The following is a 16,384-nucleotide window of genomic DNA, read 5'->3' as shown; positions in this document are numbered from 1 at the left end:
TGATGTTCAATGCAGTACTTAACTATTTCAACTCTTTCATCGTAAGTAGTTGCCCGTCCTCTAGTCATGATTGGTATTCCTCCTGTTCCGGAAGGATTTAACTTCTCATAACCATTATACTTCAAAACCCAGTTACGCAACTGGCGAGTTGATTTAATACCATATTTCTTACATATAGCCATGTAGGACCCATCACCAGCCAGATAGTCCATGACAGCAGCATACTTCAATTCTGCTGAATAGGCAGTATTCTTAGGTGTAGTAAGCAGGCTACTTGGACCTAAGGATTGGTAATTTTGAAGCCACTGATGGATGGTTACACAGGCAACTCCTAGCTGTCTTGCCAAATGATTAAGCGAATCTTCTCCATGAAGATATTTTTCAATAGCTGCTATCTTTTCTGATCCTGATATTTTTGCTTTATGAGACATAAAAAAGCTCCTCCTTATAATAAACAGTTTTTATTATTTAAACTGTCTACCACAAGGGGAGCATATCATTATGGCTGGGGTTTTTTATTTATTATATTACTACAGAAATTTGATAAGTATTATTGAGCTAGATAATATAAATTATTAAGAAGTCACTTCTCCTATAAAATTGGAACCAGCCTGTAGATACATATGCGTTTGTAAGGTGCAGTAGTTTATCTTCATATTATTGCGAGTGATAATTCCTTTCTCAATTAATAATTCACCAATTGCTCTTGTCCTAATTAGATTTATTATCACAGTTTTTCCAACAGTAGCCGATATATATAGAAAGGAGGTGCAAAAAAGGCACCCCTTAAAATATTTTCGGATAACTCTGTGGTTTGGTACTATCTACTATGTCACATCATGTACAGATGATGTGTAAAAAGCAGGATATCTACATACAATATTCAAAACATTAGTTATTGTGGTGATAACCCTTGCTCTTAAATACTGCTTTCGGGTTTGTAATTCCTTGGATATTTGGTGTTTGGTTAGTTATAAAAAAAAAGAATATAGTCTTAATTATATTTCCATTGACAAGCGTTATTTCCTATACTGTTAATGCTTTTGGAATTCAAGTGGGTTTTTGGCAAATAGAACCTGTAGAACATAAAGGCTTTTCAGCATTGCCTTTAAATTTAGGTCTTTTTCCATTACTAGGATGCTTCCTAATCTATATAATTTCAAAGACAAAACTCAATGCATACATTTTTGCATTTGTATTTGCATTTGGGACCACTATGATAGAGTTTATAGGTGTTTTAAGTGGTAAAATAATATACGGAAATGGTTGGAATATATTCTATACGTATTTTTCATACCTGTTTCCGTACATATTAGTTTATTGGTATTATCTCACATTGAAAAAACTTAATATTTCTTAATTTCGGATTTTCTTATGATGCGTCACTAACATCTTAGGCAATATAAATTAAGATTACGAAGTTTCTAATTGAAAGTATCTAGATGAAATATATGCAACAAGTGCACCCCAAAGTATATAAACGATATATACATGAATTATGCTAGCTATATCCTGAGTTAACAGGCTTGGATTATGAAATAGTCTAGCTAAGACATAATATTGCAACATAGCATTAATAATTCCAATTGAAGCTCCTTTCATAATTGCATAATCTATACCAGCATATTTCAACAAAATAATTATGATGCTTGCAAAGGCAATTCCTGCAATAAAGTTGCCTAGAACGCCAAGCATTATCTCTGCAAAACCAACTTGGTACTTATTAGTTAAAATCCTGGCATGAAAGATACTTGGGTTTTGCTGTATAAGACCCAGAAAATAAAACGTCCAGCTTATTATCATTTGCACTATAGTAGCAATTGATCCAGAAATAATAATAACAGCAATAGTAATTTATTCTTGTTTTCAAAACCAATCATCCTTAAAGTTATTAGTTAATATCAAAATTGTTTTAACTATTTTATTTTAATTAATATTGTATAAGTATTCTGTTTTCTCTTACATTATTTTAATGAGATTTATATTCGGGGGGTATCGAAATCCAACCTTTTAGTTTGCCGTACGATCCTAGCTTTTCGACAATCTCTAATTCTTTCTTCGATGCCCTTTGAAATATATCAATTAATGTCTTATTCTGCATTTGCATACTATCTTGGACCTGCTGTGATACAAAGTTTTTCATCCCAGTATATATAACTCTAAACATTAACTCATCTCTTAAAATTTCAGTATTAGTAGTAGCATTAATAGATTTAGGAGGTCTAGGAGGTAACGGGATACCTAATTTGTCCATTTGGGTTTCCAAAATAGTAATTTCATTGTCCAAAACGTTCATCCCAACTGTTAAAAGGGCTTTAAAATCAAAATCATTAGCAAAGTTTTGAAAAATATCTGTAAGCTCTCTAATATCGTAGCGTTGAACAAGACGTTGCCATAGTCCAAAAATTTCGCCTGCATGAATTTTCTCTTTCGGTTGACCGCTTTTATCACCAAGTAAAGTTTCGAGTACCATAATTATCACACTCCTTTAAAAAAAAATAGTGATGCATTTATTATATCCTTGAAACTTTTATGTATTCAATAAAACTACTTAATAAACTTCATTTTCCACGCAGTTTTAGTTAATGGGTTTTACAGAAAGTTTATGTATTATTGGGAATATTGCTATGCAAACAAAACCCCAGCCAAGAAACTGGGGCTAATCCTAGGATCACTAGTATTCTTGATAAATAAGGAATAAGCATAATATCTTGATATTTAATTAACCTTTTTAATAGGAAACAGTCTAACTATAAGGAATCCAGCTAATGCACCCCAAAGAATATGGCTTGGAAAAGATATTGTTACAGAGGCTACACCCAATTCAGGCAAACCTTCTTGTAAAGATATAGTTGCAAAAAAATTTCTAACCACTATCCAAATGAAAAAGCCATAAAAACTTCCTATTATTAAATAGTGATTTCTTCCGACAAGGAGATACGTCAGCCCTAAACCCACACCAAGTACACTTCCCCAAAGAATATGTGTAGCCATGGCAAAGGCTAGATGCCAAAAATCTAAAAGGAATGTCGTAGTCCTAAAGATAACAGCTCCAGCATCCATTAAATTGAACCAAGTTGAGTAACCAGCGTAATAGAATATTGCTGATAGGATAGTTTTTGCTACAGAAGAAACTCCGCCACTAAATGCACTAATCAAAACTAAGCGATTAAAAGCATTACTCTTATCCCATATCAAACTTTTGCTTTTTTCTTCTCTACTTCTAGACAAATTTCTTGCCCCCTTAAATGGTGGTCTAGTATCCAATAATAATTGGATGGAAGTCTCCTAACATTAAAAAGTAAGAAACTTTCTACCAACGTCTCAAGATTACCTTATAACAAACTAGATGTTAGGCAATAAAACTAATTTATATGGCTCTTATTTGGATATCATACACAAAACGTAATTTTAAAACAAAGAAGTTGGGCAAGTTAGTCCGCTGTTTCTAAAGAACCTCTCTTATCTAGCCAGCGAAGTGTTTGTGCCATTAATAAACCCCAAATGAGTCCCCCTGTGTGATTAGATAAAACGGTTTCTATACTTGTATTAGAAATATGAGGTGTTTGTAAAATAGTTGGGATTATACTTTGGCAAAAAAATACTTGAAGCTATTTTAGGATCATCTAACTTGCCAAGTCCCATTTTTATTAAGGAAAAGGCTGTTGCTTTTTATCAATGTTCCAATCAGACCACTTACACTTTTGAATGTCGGTCTATCTTTTATTTTCTTAAGTACCATACGTAAAAATTATGTTGTTCTATTATGATACCCATATAATGTATTACCTATGGTAGAATTATTTTAGAAGAACCTACCAATTAAGGAGCAAAATACCTATAAAATTGTGCATTAGAATATCTCTTTCAAATTGAATTGAGATTTTTTTGGGAAACTAAGACTTTGGTCTAAATATAAAGTTTTGCAAGAAGTATCGTCTGAAGCGATTATCATATCATCATGTGTTCTTTTACGTTAATACCTCCTCAACTAATTGGAATCAAAAAATAAATTATGCTCCTTGAAGCAAATGAATGAGATAAGGACTAATAGAGAGCAAATGCTAAAAATAGATACAAGAATTTACTATAGACAAGCAAAATGAAATTTGCGCATGTGCGTGTGGGCGGGTATACTATTGATATTCATTATCAATGATAATGAATATCAATAGTATTTACATATTTAAAGGGGAGGAGATGTTTATAGGGTCACAAAGGAGTTTTAAGGCAAAATTTTTTTACAGTTACATTGAGAATAATTATCATTGTTTTATAAATAAAAGGAGGAGCTACATTGCTTAAACAAAAAAAGTTTGGAATTTTAATGGTTATTACTATTATAATATTAGGTTTATTAGTAGGATGCGGGGACAAGTCAAGTACTTTAGAAACTCCACAAGGCAGCGAAGAAGTAAACCTTTTCACAACTAGGCACTATGATACCGATCAAATGTTATTGGATTTATTTGAAGCTCAAACAGGAATTAAAGTAAATGTGGTTAACGCTGGTGCAGATGAACTTTTAGAAAGAATTGAACTTGAGGGTGAAGATACAGTAGCAGATTTGTTGATAACAGCTGATGCGGGCAGATTATTTACTGCTAAAGACCGGGATTTGCTGCAACCTGTTTCTAGTGAAACACTATTTACTAATATTCCTGAAAATCTTCGAGACCGAGATAACATGTGGTTCGCTTTAACTAAAAGAGCTCGTGTCTTAGTATATGCTCCTGACAGAGTAGACCCTTCAGAACTCTCTACTTACGAAGCTTTAATAGAGCCAGAGTGGAAGGGTAGAGTAGTTGCAAGAACTTCTAATAATGTTTATAACCAATCACTAATGGCTTCTTTTATTGAATTATGGGGTGAAGAAAAAGCGCAAGAATGGGCAGAAGGATTAAAAGAAAACTTAGCTAGAGAACCTCAAGGAAATGATAGAGATCAAGCTAAAGCTGTTGCTGCAGGAGAGGCTGATGTAGCAATTATGAATACGTACTACATTGGTAGAATGTTGCAATCTGCTGACCCTGAAGAAATAAAGGTAGCTAGTAACGTAGCAATTTTCTTCCCTAATCAAGACACAGATGGAACTCATATTAACATTAGTGGTATTGCACTTACAAAGCATGCTAAGAACCCAGAAAATGCAATTAAGTTGATGGAGTTTTTATCTAAAGAGGGAGCGCAAAAGCTATTTGCTGAAGCTAATAGTGAATTTCCTGCTAACCCTAATGTAGAATGGAGTAGTTGGTTGCAAGGATTAGGAGATTTTAAAGAACAAGATATTAACCTTACAGCCCTAGGAGACAATCATAGTAAAGCTATAATGGTATGGGATAGGGCTGGTTTTAAATAAAAAAAGCAGCATAAAATGCTGCTTTTTTCCAACTACTTGAGAAATAATTAAAATCATATGTGGGTTTAATGGATTAAAAGGAAGTGACTTAAATGATTAAAGTCAGACAGTTGAAAACAAATGTGAATATATGGAGCATTCTAAGTTTAGTATTTATACTTTTGATAATACTACCAACTTTGAACATTTTTATTAATATTTTTAATGAGCCGAGCGAATATTGGGCACATATAAAAGAATATTTGTTATTGGATTATATAGTTAATACAGTAACGTTAATAACATTTGGTGGATTATTTACAATTATTATTGGTACCAGTTTAGCGTGGCTTGTAACAGCTTTTAAATTTCCGTTAAGTGGCTTTTATAAGTGGGCTTTGATTTTACCTCTTGCTATACCACCATATATAGCTGCCTTTACTTATCATGGGCTTCTCAACTATACTGGCGTAATTCAAACTTTCATGAGAAATTCGTTAGATATCCAGGTGAGTCAAAAATATTTTAATATCATGTCCACTCAAGGTGCTATTTTTATATTTACTATGGTGTTGTTTCCTTACGTATTTGCAATAGTAAGAGCATTTCTAACTAAGCAATCAGCAGATTTGATTGAAAATGCAAGAGTTCTTGGGAAGAATCCACTAGAAATCTTTATTAAAGTTGTGTTTCCTATATCGAGAGTTGCTATTATAGGTGGTGTTAGTCTAGTAATTTTAGAAATCTTAAATGATTATGGTTTAGTTAATTATTTTGGTATTTCAACTTTTAGCGTAGCTATATTTAGGACTTGGTTTGGGTTATCAGATCTTGATTCAGCTGTTAGACTTGCAGCTATTCTAATGACTTTAGTTTTAGTTATTCTACTAGTGGAGAAAGTAGTTAGAGGGAGAAAAAGATTTAGCTATTCTACTTCAAAAGTGAGACCGATTTCCCCTATACAACTTAAAGGAGCTAAGGGACTTTTAGCATTTGGGTATTGCTTTACTATATTTAGCTTTGGTTTTTTAATTCCAACTTTGCAATTAATATACTGGGCGTATTTAACTTATAAAAATATATTAGATGTAAAATTCTTTGAGTATTTGTTTAACTCAATTTTAGTCGCTTCGGTAGCTTCTGTAATAATAATTATCGTTGCACTAATAATTGCTAATTATTGTAGAATAAAAGAAAATATTATTACTAAAGCTTACACAAAAATAACAACATTGGGTTATTCGATTCCTGGAGCGGTTATAGCGGTGGCAGTAATGATTTTCTTTATAAACTTAGATAAAAGCTTGTATGGGGTTTATCAAATGATATTGCCTAGTGCAGGTAAACTAGTGTTAACCACTAGTTTGGCTATGTTGGTTTTTGCCTATGTTATTCGGTTTTTAGCTATAGGTTATAATTCTATTGAATCAGGATTTGAAAAGATAGGCAAAAGTTATTTTGAGGCATCCAGAATGCTGGGGATGAGTGTTACTAAGACGTTCTTTAAAGTTGATATTAAAATGTTAAAACCAGCAATCTTTAGTGGATTTATTTTGGTTTTTGTGGATATTTTAAAAGAATTACCTCTGACTATGATTTTAAGACCCTTTAATTTTCATACTTTGGCAACCAAGGCTTATCAATATGCTAATGATGAAATGATACATGAAGCAGCTATTGCTTCATTAATTATAATATTCACCAGTACGGTTTTAATCTTTTTTTTAAACAGAGCACTAGTTAAGGAGGGAAAGTAAATGTATGTAAAAATTAAAGGCTTGAACTTTAAATATAAAAATGCAAAAGAAGAAACTATAATTGATTTTGATTTTAATATAGAAAAAGGTGAAGTAATCTCAATTTTTGGTCAGAGTGGATGTGGTAAGAGTACCATTCTCAGATTACTTGCAGGTCTTGAGATTCCTAAAACTGGTCTGATAGTAATTAATAATAATGTAATGGTTGATGATAATACTTTTATACTACCAGAAAAAAGGGGAGTCGGGATGGTCTTTCAGGATTATGCATTATTTCCCCACATGACTGTTGAAGGCAATGTGAAGTTTGGGTTAAAAAATATGACTAGTAAAGAAAAAGGTAAAAGGTCAGAAGAAGTATTAGAGTTGGTGGGTTTAAAGGATTATAAAAAAAGATATCCCCATGAAATAAGTGGAGGCCAGCAGCAAAGGGTTGCTATAGCCAGGGCTATAGCACCTAAGCCGTCGCTTCTACTATTAGATGAACCTTTTAGTAACTTGGATGCAGATTTACACTCTAAAATACGAGGTGATCTTAAAGAAATACTTGAACAAGCTGGCATAACATCCATATTTGTAACTCATGACAAAGAAGACTCGATAGCCATTGCAGATAGGGTAGTTGTTTTGAAAAAGGGTAGAATTATTAAAACGGGAAATCCGAGAGAAATCTTTCATTCTAATTCTGTTCTCCATGGACTAAAGCCTATTTTACTTCCCCTTTGATAACACATCAAAGAGGGAGGTATTTTTATGCACCTAGTAAATATGACTTTCAAAATTATCAAACTAACATCTTATAATTTTTTACTTTATTGAGTTCTGGGTTATTAAAGCAGTAATAGAAAAATTATAGAATATAGTCTTGACATAGTATAAACAAAAAAGTACGATAAACCAAGACAGGACCGACGGTCGGTCTTTGGGAGGTGAGTAGTATGACATTAAAAGGCAGAATAATTAATTCAGCATATGAATTATTCTCCACTAAAGGATATGAAAAAACAACAATTGAAGCAATAATTAAAAAAGCGCAGTGTGCAAAGGGTGGTTTTTACCATCACTTTAAGTCAAAAGAACAAATTCTTGAAGTGATTGTATCTAATTATATCGATGATATATCAAAGGATTTTAAGAACATTGTCTTAAGTGATGATTCATTTTCTCATAAATTTAATGCAATATTCATGGGGATTAGTCAGTATAAATTGAAGCAATTAAAAGAATGGTCAAAGGTAAATAATGTATTTTCTTTTGTAGGGAACGAAACGATTTTGAGACAATTAGAGAAACAATTTAAAATAGTTACAACTAATGCATACTTTGAAATAATTAGCGATGGTAAAGAAAATGGAACCATTGATGTTGAGCATCCAGAAATATTAGCGGAGTTGTGTACTAGAGAAATATTATGGATTTATGAAGCAGCAGGCAAACTAATTCATTCAGACGATATCAAGGAGTATGAAATGTATGAAAAATTATTAGATTTCATAGAGGGAATAATTAGTCATTCACTCGGATTGCCAAAAGGTGAAGTGAAGTTTAAAGAGATAGCTTTATCATATCTTCAGAATCTTAGAGAATACTTTTTGGGAATTAAGGAGGAATTGAGATGATAAAGTGGTTTAGTGAGATTAATGAAAATGATTTTAACCTAGTTGGTGGGAAAGGTTATAATTTAAGTAAAATGTTTAACTACGGCATAATAGTACCTAACGGATTTGTAGTGACTTCAGTTGCGTATGATGTCTATATCAAGAAAAATCAACTCAAACAAAAGATCGATCATATTTTAAATATTGATATTTCAAGTGTAGAGAAGTCACAAGAAATAAAAGCATTGTTTAATCTTGAAACCTTTCCAACTGAGTTAAAACAGCAGATTATCTCTGAGATGAAAAAAATAGATAGTGGACGTGTTGCTGTTAGAAGCAGTTCAACCGTAGAAGACTTACCAGGTATGAGCTTTGCTGGTCAGTATAACAGTTACTTAAATGTAAGAGCATCTGATTTAATAGGAAAGGTGATGTTATCCTGGCAATCCTTATGGAATGAACGAGCAATAGAATATAGAGCAACGTACAAAGCAACTACTGAGTTTTCCCACGGAGTTGTTATTCAAGAAATGATAAATTCTAAGCTAGCAGGAGTTGTTTTTTCAGCTAATCCTATCAATGGCAGACGAAATGAAATTTTCATTAACGCATCATATGGTCTTGGTGAAGCCATTGTTAGTGGTCGAGTAAATCCTGATCAATATACTGTAGACAAAGAAAGTGGTAAGGTATTTAAGGAAGAAATTGCATTAAAGGAAATATTATGTCAGTACTCGGATTATGGCATTGAATATGTTCCTGTTGTTGAACCAAGTAAGTCAATAAGCTCTTTAAATGAAAAACATATAGGAGCTATTGTGGAAGCAACTAATAAAATTGAAAATTATTATGGCACACCTCAAGATATAGAATTTGCATTTGATGGTAATGATGAATTATTTGTTGTTCAATCAAGAGATATTACAACATTATTTCCTATAGACACCTTTGAACAAGATGGGAAACTAAGAGCTTATCTTTCAGCAGGAACGGTATTGCTGGGCATGAAAGAGCCATTTACGCCTTTAGGTTTTGATATGTTCAGTCAAATGTTTCCTACTATTATTAATTTAATGACAATACAAAAGAATCCGATTGATAATAGTTTTGTTAAATATGATGGATGTAGAATTTATGTTGATATAACCTACATGTTATCAAGCAAGTTTGTTTCTAAGCAGTTTGCCAATGCATTTTCAGGAAATGATCTACCACTAAAAGATGTAATGATCAACATAATTGATGAGCATGGGAAAACATTTAGAAATCAAGGAATAAAGTTTAGAATTCCATGGGGAGCTTTCAAATATGCCTTAGGTATGGTTGGAAATATGAAACGAATTAAGAAGATTCCAAACGAGCAACGCTATGATGCTATGATGCAAGTTGGAGAAGAGGTTTACCAGAAATGGCTCCAGATATCAAAGAACCTTGAAACATTAACTGACAAAATTAACTTTATCAAACAATGTATGGCTGAAGCATTCATATTGTCACAGAGGCAAGCACTTTATTGTACAGAAATAAATGATATTGTAAAGATAAAAAAGATAATGAAAAAAATGTATGGAGATCGATTTAACATGGAACATCTCATCCATTCCTTACCAAGATGTGTTACGCAAGAATTGACGATTAAGATGAATCTTGCGGCAAAATACTTTGATGAGAACAATATTGAACCTACAGCTGATCATCCACAAGTAAAGGATATTCTTAAAAAATTTGGACATAGATCTAACATGGAATTGGATTTTGGAACTTTACGATGGGCAGAGGAACCAAAATTCATCATCAATCAAATTAAATCTTATATGGTTGATAAGATGTTTGAAAGAAACTTGGCTGATATTACTGAAAAGGCAAAAAAAGCTGAAGCATTAATTGAGGAAATCTACCAAACAGTTAAAAGTGATCAAGGAGAGAAGAAAGCTTACAAATTAAAAAAGCGTATGATCAATTACCGCATAGCAGCAGGTATGAGAGAGTATCCCAAATTTGATATTGTCAGGGTTATGTGTATTGCTAGAAGTGTCATACTTGAGATTGGAGAAGAGTTTGTACAAGAGGGGCTCATAGATGATAAATATGATATCTTCTTCTTATTTAAAGAAGATATTTTGAAGAAAGAAAACTTGAAAGAGAAGATAGAAATAAATAAAGCCAACTATCAAAAGGAAATGGGAAGAACAAGTATCCCGAGAATTGTTCTAAATACTGGTGAGACATACTATTCCGCTCAAAAAATTGACCCTAAAAGCAAAGTGATTCAAGGTATGCCATTATCACCAGGAATTTATGAAGGGACTATAAGAGTGGTATTTGATCCACTTAACACAAAACTCCAAGAAGGTGAAATAATGGTTACTGAAAGTACAAACCCATCCTGGACACCACTTTTTGCAACTGCAAAAGGACTGATTATGGAATATGGTGGACCAGTTAGTCACGGAGGTATTGTAGCTAGAGAATATGGCATTCCTGCAGTTGTAGGTATTCCATCCGCTTCTAGTATCTTAAAGGATGGTCAGAGAGTAAAGATTAATGGAGAGACAGGTGTTGTTGAAATTCTATGATATCGTTTTGTACTAGAAGACACAGCTATGCTGACCTTATTCAGTTGAAAAAAGAGATTGTTTAATATGATGCATCTCAAAAACAATAAAAAAAAGATCAAATGTAAATATCCCTGTAATTTTCACAGGGATTTTATTTGTGATACAGGCGATCTTATCTGCGCTTTTTAACGCAATCTTTCTAGATCATCTCGAATGTCTAGCTCAACCACTTATACTTTACCACCCATAACTCAAAAGAGCAGCACCTGGTCCATGTTAGCTGTGAGTTTTTTTAGTAGGCCCAGGAGATGCTTTTTTGGAACATGAAATAAATCCAATAATAAAGAATTGGTTGAACATTTGATAAAAGTTCGTAACAACTCTAAATCTTACGGTCAACAACCGTAGACTTTTAATGGGAATATCTGGAGGACTACCTCTAACTTTTTATTTTATATAACATAAAATATTGTATTGACAAAATACGTTATAACATATAATATAATTATGTAAAATAAAGTTAAGGGAATGATTGGGTATGAAAATAATTCTTAGAAAAAGAGATAGCGTTGTCAGTATTGTACTATTTATTTTTAATATTTTTAGTGAGCATACTAGTTGCTATTCCATTAAGCTAGACCATTTAATTAAATGCATGAGTTTTTTTGAGAAGAATGAGACAGCTACCAGAATGGGACTTTCCAGAATGGTCAAATCTGATATTCTTATTAATAAGAAAGTTAATAATGATGTGTATTATGAATTAACTCATTTAGGAAAAGAAAACATTAATCTGTGGAACTTAGGGGTTTCCCGATTTTTTAAGAGATATTCTCTACGAAATAAACCTTGGAACAAAAAGTGGTATATGGTAGCTTTATTAAACTTTGTTCGTTCGGAAAGTCAGTGTACTATTGACGAATTAACTGAAATAGGATTTAGAGAGCTTACTAGAGATTTATGGGTATCTCCTTATAGTATGAAAGAAGAGGTCAATGAATTATTAAATGGCAAGCATGAGTTTCTTCAGATCTCAGGAGAAATAAGTTTAGATTCTGAAAATCAAGAAGCTTTAGAGAATACATTCCGAATTGAATCGTTGAAAAAACAGTATGCTGAATTTCTTATTCTAAGTAATAGGACTAAAAATAAAATGTCTAAAGCTATCAATAAGGGAGAGCACCTTCCCTTGTTATTTGAGCTTGGATGGAATTTTTACGATATTGCAATAAATGACCCTGCTTTACCTGAGGACTTTTTTAATCAATGGTTAGGAGATAAAGCAATTGTGGAGATGAGAGCATTAAGAAGCTCACTTTACAGTAATGTAACAATGTTTTTTAGTGAATTAATTGCTAAATATTAATTTGGAGGTTTAGGGTTATGAAAAACATTTATTGGTTTAGATTTAATTGTAGTAAGGACCTATTTGCTGTTATCTTATCATGGGTCCTAGTGGTAGGTACTTTGTATACTGCCTTTCAAATATTTACTACAGAAATGGTTGCAGCTAATTTTATTACTTTTGGATTTGGAACTATCTTGCTCTGTGGTATTGGCTTGCCCATAGCTTATATAAAAATTATAAAGAGAAAAGGTTTAGAATTGTTGGGTATCTCAAAGAGGAACATAATATTGAGTATTATGCTTGGTAGTGTACTTGCAATTGGTCAATATTCCCAAACTCTGGCAAAGGTCACATTACCTGATATACAACATTTAGTTCCATTAGTAACCATGGTATTAGCAGTAGGCTTATTTGAAAGTATTTTCTTCAGAGGTTGGATGCAGCAGAGATTTGAAGCTGCCTTTGGTTTGGTGCCAAGCATTATAATAGCATCAATATTATATTCCTTTTACCATATTGGCTATGGAATGACTTGGTTAGAAATGTATCAGTTGTTTTATGTAGGTATTTTCTATGCAGTAGTTTTTAGGCTTACTAATAATATTTTTATACTTTATCCATTTCTAATACCTACTGGTGCATTATACACAAATATTAAGGAAGGTTTAATATTACCTTTTGAAGCTTCATACGGCTTTTTAATTGTAATTGCTCTCTCAATATTAACAATCATTTTCTTTCATAAACTTAAAGACAAAGATTTTCTTTATAAAAAAGGAGGTTTTAAAAATGTATAAACTTATTATTTATCTTTTATTATCTTTAGTTTCTATAATATCCATTATAGTTTTATTAATCACTATAAAATTTTATAGGGATAAAAATTTTGAGAAAAAATTCCTGGCTACATATAAACCAAGCAGAATAGAAAATATCGGCAAAGTTAAGAATTTAAGCATTCTTCCGCTAATTGATTATTATTCCTCTAATGAAAAACTTGCTGCAGAATCAGGAGTTTCCTATTTAATTGAGGCTGATAATAAAAGAATATTGTTTGATGTAGGTTTTAATAGAGAGAACCTACATCCTTCCCCCCTACTACAAAACATGAATGCGTTGAATATAAAGATTAGTGATCTAGACTCAATATTCATATCTCATTTGCATGTAGACCATGTCGGTGGTCTTAAAGCTAAGAAAAATCGCACCTTTGCCCTTTCAGGTGAAGAGTTAGATCTAGGGGGAATTAAAGCATATACCCCAACTGAAATGATTCATAAGAGTGCAAACATTGAAGTTATTTCCAATTCCACGAAAATATCTGAAGGTATCGTAAGTTTAGGGCCAATTAAGAGAGCTATATGGGGAATGGGCTTAACTGGCGAACAGGCCCTAGCCATAAATGTCGAAGACAAAGGAATTGTTTTAATTGTAGGTTGTGGTCACCAAACTATCGAAAAAGTACTAGAACAAACAGAACAGTTATTTGATATACCAATTTACGCTATTTTTGGTGGTTTGCATTTTCCTGTTACTAGCAGGGATGGTGATTTTGTCTTTAATGTTAGAAAGGTTATTGGAACAGGCACATTGCCTTGGCAAGGAATAAAGAAATCAGAAGTTAATAATACAATTGATTATTTACTTAAAAAGAGTTTTGCTAAGATTGGAATTTCTGCACATGATAGCTGTGATTGGACTATAGATACATTTAAAGAAGCCTTTAAAAATAAATATGAGGAAATATTAATCGGTAGGAAAATCATTATAAAATAACGCTCGGTTACTAATGAGCATTTAAAGTATTTATTCAATAGGAGATTGTTGAAATCATGAAAAATAAAACGACAGCAATTTTTATGGCAATACTGGCGGCGGCACTTTTTGGAATAAGCTCCCCCATATCGAAGCTATTGCTTGTAGAAATACCACCTACTTTAATGGCATCACTACTTTATCTCGGCGCAGGGTTTGGAATGTTAGCAATTAACATTGTAAAGGGACTTAGTAAAAGAGAACAAATTGAAGCTAAGATGACAAAAAAAGAAATGCCATATATCATTGGTATGGTTATACTTGATGTTGCTGCACCGGTTTGCTTAATGATTGGATTAACCATGACAACATCAGCAAACGCCTCCCTACTAAACAACTTTGAAATTGTGGCTACATCACTTATTGCCCTATTGATATTCAAAGAGGCTATCGGAAAGAGAATGTGGATTGCAATTTCACTAATAACATTCTCAAGTGTCATTTTATCATTTGAGAATTTAAGTAGCTTTTCGTTTTCAATCGGCTCAATATTTGTTATACTCGCTTGCATTTGTTGGGGTTTTGAAAACAACTGTACTCGTATGCTATCTTTAAAAGACCCTCTACAAATAGTTGTAATTAAGGGTTTTGGATCTGGCGTTGGGTCACTTATTATTGCACTTGCATTAAAGCAGTACAGCATAAATCTTTTATATCTATCGATGGCATTATTATTGGGTTTTGTGGCTTATGGTCTTAGTATATACTTTTATGTCATTGCACAACGAGAGCTTGGTGCAGCAAGAACAAGTGCTTATTATGCAGTAGCTCCTTTTATTGGGGTGGTATTATCTATAATAATCTTTGGACAACAAATTAACATATTTTTTATTATCGCGTTATTAATAATGCTAATTGGTGCATATTTTGCAGGAGTAGAACATCACAAACACATCCATATTCATGAAGAAATAACTCACGAACATAGGCACAACCACAGTGATAGTCATCATACTCATACACACCAATACAAAATTGAAAGTGACCACAGTCATGTTCATACTCATGAAGAAACAGAGCATATACATAAGCATACACCTGATATGCACCATGCCCATGCCCATTAGGGTATGGTGTAATATATATTTGTTTGTGATCACTTCACACTTTACAATTAATCTAAATTTATAAATGGAAATAATTTTGTGGACATTCTGTATGTGATGCGTATTAGATAGATATACGAAGCAAAGAAGGGAGATAGTTTAAAAATGGTACACTTGGTTTATTGCGGTGATAAAGAAAAGGTTTTGGAGAAAATTCTTGATGGCACAAAAACTATGATTGTAAGAGGTGCAGCAGCAAGAAAAATTCCTCACAGTAGAGTTTTTGAAGGTGAAACGTTATACTTTATGGAAAAAGGAACGAAGAAAATCTCTGCTATGGCTACAGTAGTAAGTGTTCAAAATTATGTCAAATTAACAGAAAATGAAATTGTAAAGATACTAGAAGATAATCAAAGTAAGCTTAATCTATCTAATAAACAAAAAGAAAGATGGCATAAAAAATGTTTGTGCTTAGTTGAATTTAAAGATGTTAGAGAGATTGATTCTTTAGAATTTGAACACCAAAGGAATATGGATGACTGGTTAATCATTGAAAAAATTGAAGATGTGGTAGTGGGCACAAGCATTCCATATAATTATAACAACTCCAAATTCAAATAAACAGGATTCTTAACTCAGGTGGAGTTTCCCACAGGATTAGTTCAACTAGAGTTCAGGGAAAGTCACCTGAACTAAGTTTTACTGAATGACTCCATCTGAATATTATAGAGCGAAACTTCATTTAATCAGCAGATTAAATGTTTAGCTGAGCTAATCCTTTAGGAAAAACCGTTATCCAGGGACATAACACCGCTTATCTCCCACTTACGACCGTAGTTCTAGCATTGTGTTTTAGCAATGCGTAGAAATACCAGGTCAAGGCTAGAAGATGGGAGTCTTGGAGTGAAACTTGTCAACTTGTTG

General features: G+C 32.6%; 14 protein-coding genes and 1 pseudogene. 11 read left to right on the top strand and 4 right to left on the bottom strand.

Features of this window, described 5'->3' with window-relative positions; all coding sequences use genetic code 11:
• A pseudogene (locus APF76_16200) lies at positions 1-431 on the bottom strand.
• 482 nt (positions 432-913) lie between these two features.
• On the opposite strand from APF76_16200, the gene APF76_16195 reads away from it, so the two are divergent.
• A complete protein-coding gene (locus APF76_16195; protein KUO51880.1) occupies positions 914-1,360 on the top strand; it encodes a hypothetical protein in 447 nt (148 codons plus the stop codon).
• Between the two features lie 53 nt (positions 1,361-1,413).
• Here APF76_16195 and APF76_16190 read toward each other — a convergent pair whose 3' ends face one another.
• The 3 genes from APF76_16190 to APF76_16180 form a co-directional block, all read right to left on the bottom strand.
• The gene (locus tag APF76_16190; protein KUO51879.1) at positions 1,414-1,809 is read right to left on the bottom strand and encodes a hypothetical protein; all 396 of its coding nucleotides are present in this window, start codon (positions 1,807-1,809) and stop codon (positions 1,414-1,416) included.
• 160 nt (positions 1,810-1,969) lie between these two features.
• Entirely contained in the window at positions 1,970-2,473 is a 504-nt protein-coding gene (locus tag APF76_16185; GenBank protein KUO51878.1) for a hypothetical protein, read from the bottom strand.
• A 245-nt stretch (positions 2,474-2,718) separates the two neighbouring features.
• Positions 2,719-3,231 (bottom strand): hypothetical protein, encoded by a 513-nt coding sequence (locus tag APF76_16180; GenBank protein ID KUO51877.1) that lies wholly within the window; start codon positions 3,229-3,231, stop codon positions 2,719-2,721.
• A gap of 1,096 nt (positions 3,232-4,327) precedes the next feature.
• Between APF76_16180 and APF76_16175 the strand changes: the two genes are divergently transcribed.
• The 10 genes from APF76_16175 (at position 4,328) to APF76_16130 (ending at position 16,081) form a co-directional block, all read left to right on the top strand.
• Positions 4,328-5,359, top strand: coding sequence for a Fe(3+) ABC transporter substrate-binding protein (locus APF76_16175; GenBank protein ID KUO51881.1), 1,032 nt, complete (start codon positions 4,328-4,330; stop codon positions 5,357-5,359).
• A 92-nt stretch (positions 5,360-5,451) separates the two neighbouring features.
• Positions 5,452-7,095: an iron ABC transporter gene (locus APF76_16170; GenBank protein KUO51876.1), complete on the top strand. Its 1,644-nt coding sequence runs from the start codon at positions 5,452-5,454 to the stop codon at positions 7,093-7,095.
• Complete coding sequence (locus tag APF76_16165) at positions 7,096-7,821, top strand: ABC transporter (GenBank protein KUO51875.1); 726 nt, start codon at positions 7,096-7,098, stop codon at positions 7,819-7,821.
• Between the two features lie 212 nt (positions 7,822-8,033).
• Positions 8,034-8,714, top strand: a complete 681-nt coding sequence (locus APF76_16160) for a hypothetical protein (protein KUO51874.1) — start codon at positions 8,034-8,036, stop codon at positions 8,712-8,714.
• Positions 8,711-11,269: a hypothetical protein gene (locus tag APF76_16155; GenBank protein ID KUO51873.1), complete on the top strand. Its 2,559-nt coding sequence runs from the start codon at positions 8,711-8,713 to the stop codon at positions 11,267-11,269. The genes APF76_16160 and APF76_16155 overlap by 4 nt, the downstream gene beginning before the upstream one ends.
• Positions 11,270-11,789: 520 nt before the next feature.
• Entirely contained in the window at positions 11,790-12,617 is an 828-nt protein-coding gene (locus APF76_16150) for a hypothetical protein (protein ID KUO51872.1), read from the top strand.
• A 17-nt stretch (positions 12,618-12,634) separates the two neighbouring features.
• Complete coding sequence (locus APF76_16145) at positions 12,635-13,396, top strand: hypothetical protein (protein ID KUO51871.1); 762 nt, start codon at positions 12,635-12,637, stop codon at positions 13,394-13,396.
• Positions 13,389-14,375, top strand: a complete 987-nt coding sequence (locus APF76_16140) for a hypothetical protein (GenBank protein ID KUO51870.1) — start codon at positions 13,389-13,391, stop codon at positions 14,373-14,375. The genes APF76_16145 and APF76_16140 overlap by 8 nt, the downstream gene beginning before the upstream one ends.
• Before the next feature lie 56 nt (positions 14,376-14,431).
• Positions 14,432-15,481 carry a hypothetical protein gene (locus APF76_16135; GenBank protein ID KUO51869.1) on the top strand — a complete coding sequence of 350 codons (1,050 nt, stop codon included), beginning with the start codon at positions 14,432-14,434 and terminating at the stop codon, positions 15,479-15,481.
• A 144-nt stretch (positions 15,482-15,625) separates the two neighbouring features.
• Positions 15,626-16,081, top strand: a complete 456-nt coding sequence (locus APF76_16130) for a hypothetical protein (GenBank protein ID KUO51868.1) — start codon at positions 15,626-15,628, stop codon at positions 16,079-16,081.
• Positions 16,082-16,384 lie beyond the last annotated feature (303 nt).

Origin of the sequence: Desulfitibacter sp. BRH_c19 (genome assembly GCA_001515945.1) — a bacterium.
Lineage (GTDB): Bacteria > Bacillota > DSM-16504 > Desulfitibacterales > Desulfitibacteraceae > Desulfitibacter.
Note: the sequence above shows the minus strand (reverse complement) of the source record. Positions and strands in the feature narration are given on the sequence as shown.

Coding starts and splice junctions, on each gene's coding strand:
- APF76_16135 (KUO51869.1), top strand. CDS start 14,432: ATGAAAAATAAAACGACAGCAATTTTTATGGCAATACTGGCGGCGGCA.
- APF76_16165 (KUO51875.1), top strand. CDS start 7,096: ATGTATGTAAAAATTAAAGGCTTGAACTTTAAATATAAAAATGCAAAA.
- APF76_16150 (KUO51872.1), top strand. CDS start 11,790: ATGAAAATAATTCTTAGAAAAAGAGATAGCGTTGTCAGTATTGTACTA.
- APF76_16185 (KUO51878.1), bottom strand. CDS start 2,473: ATGGTACTCGAAACTTTACTTGGTGATAAAAGCGGTCAACCGAAAGAG.
- APF76_16140 (KUO51870.1), top strand. CDS start 13,389: ATGTATAAACTTATTATTTATCTTTTATTATCTTTAGTTTCTATAATA.
- APF76_16175 (KUO51881.1), top strand. CDS start 4,328: ATGGTTATTACTATTATAATATTAGGTTTATTAGTAGGATGCGGGGAC.
- APF76_16130 (KUO51868.1), top strand. CDS start 15,626: ATGGTACACTTGGTTTATTGCGGTGATAAAGAAAAGGTTTTGGAGAAA.
- APF76_16155 (KUO51873.1), top strand. CDS start 8,711: ATGATAAAGTGGTTTAGTGAGATTAATGAAAATGATTTTAACCTAGTT.
- APF76_16160 (KUO51874.1), top strand. CDS start 8,034: ATGACATTAAAAGGCAGAATAATTAATTCAGCATATGAATTATTCTCC.
- APF76_16170 (KUO51876.1), top strand. CDS start 5,452: ATGATTAAAGTCAGACAGTTGAAAACAAATGTGAATATATGGAGCATT.
- APF76_16145 (KUO51871.1), top strand. CDS start 12,635: ATGAAAAACATTTATTGGTTTAGATTTAATTGTAGTAAGGACCTATTT.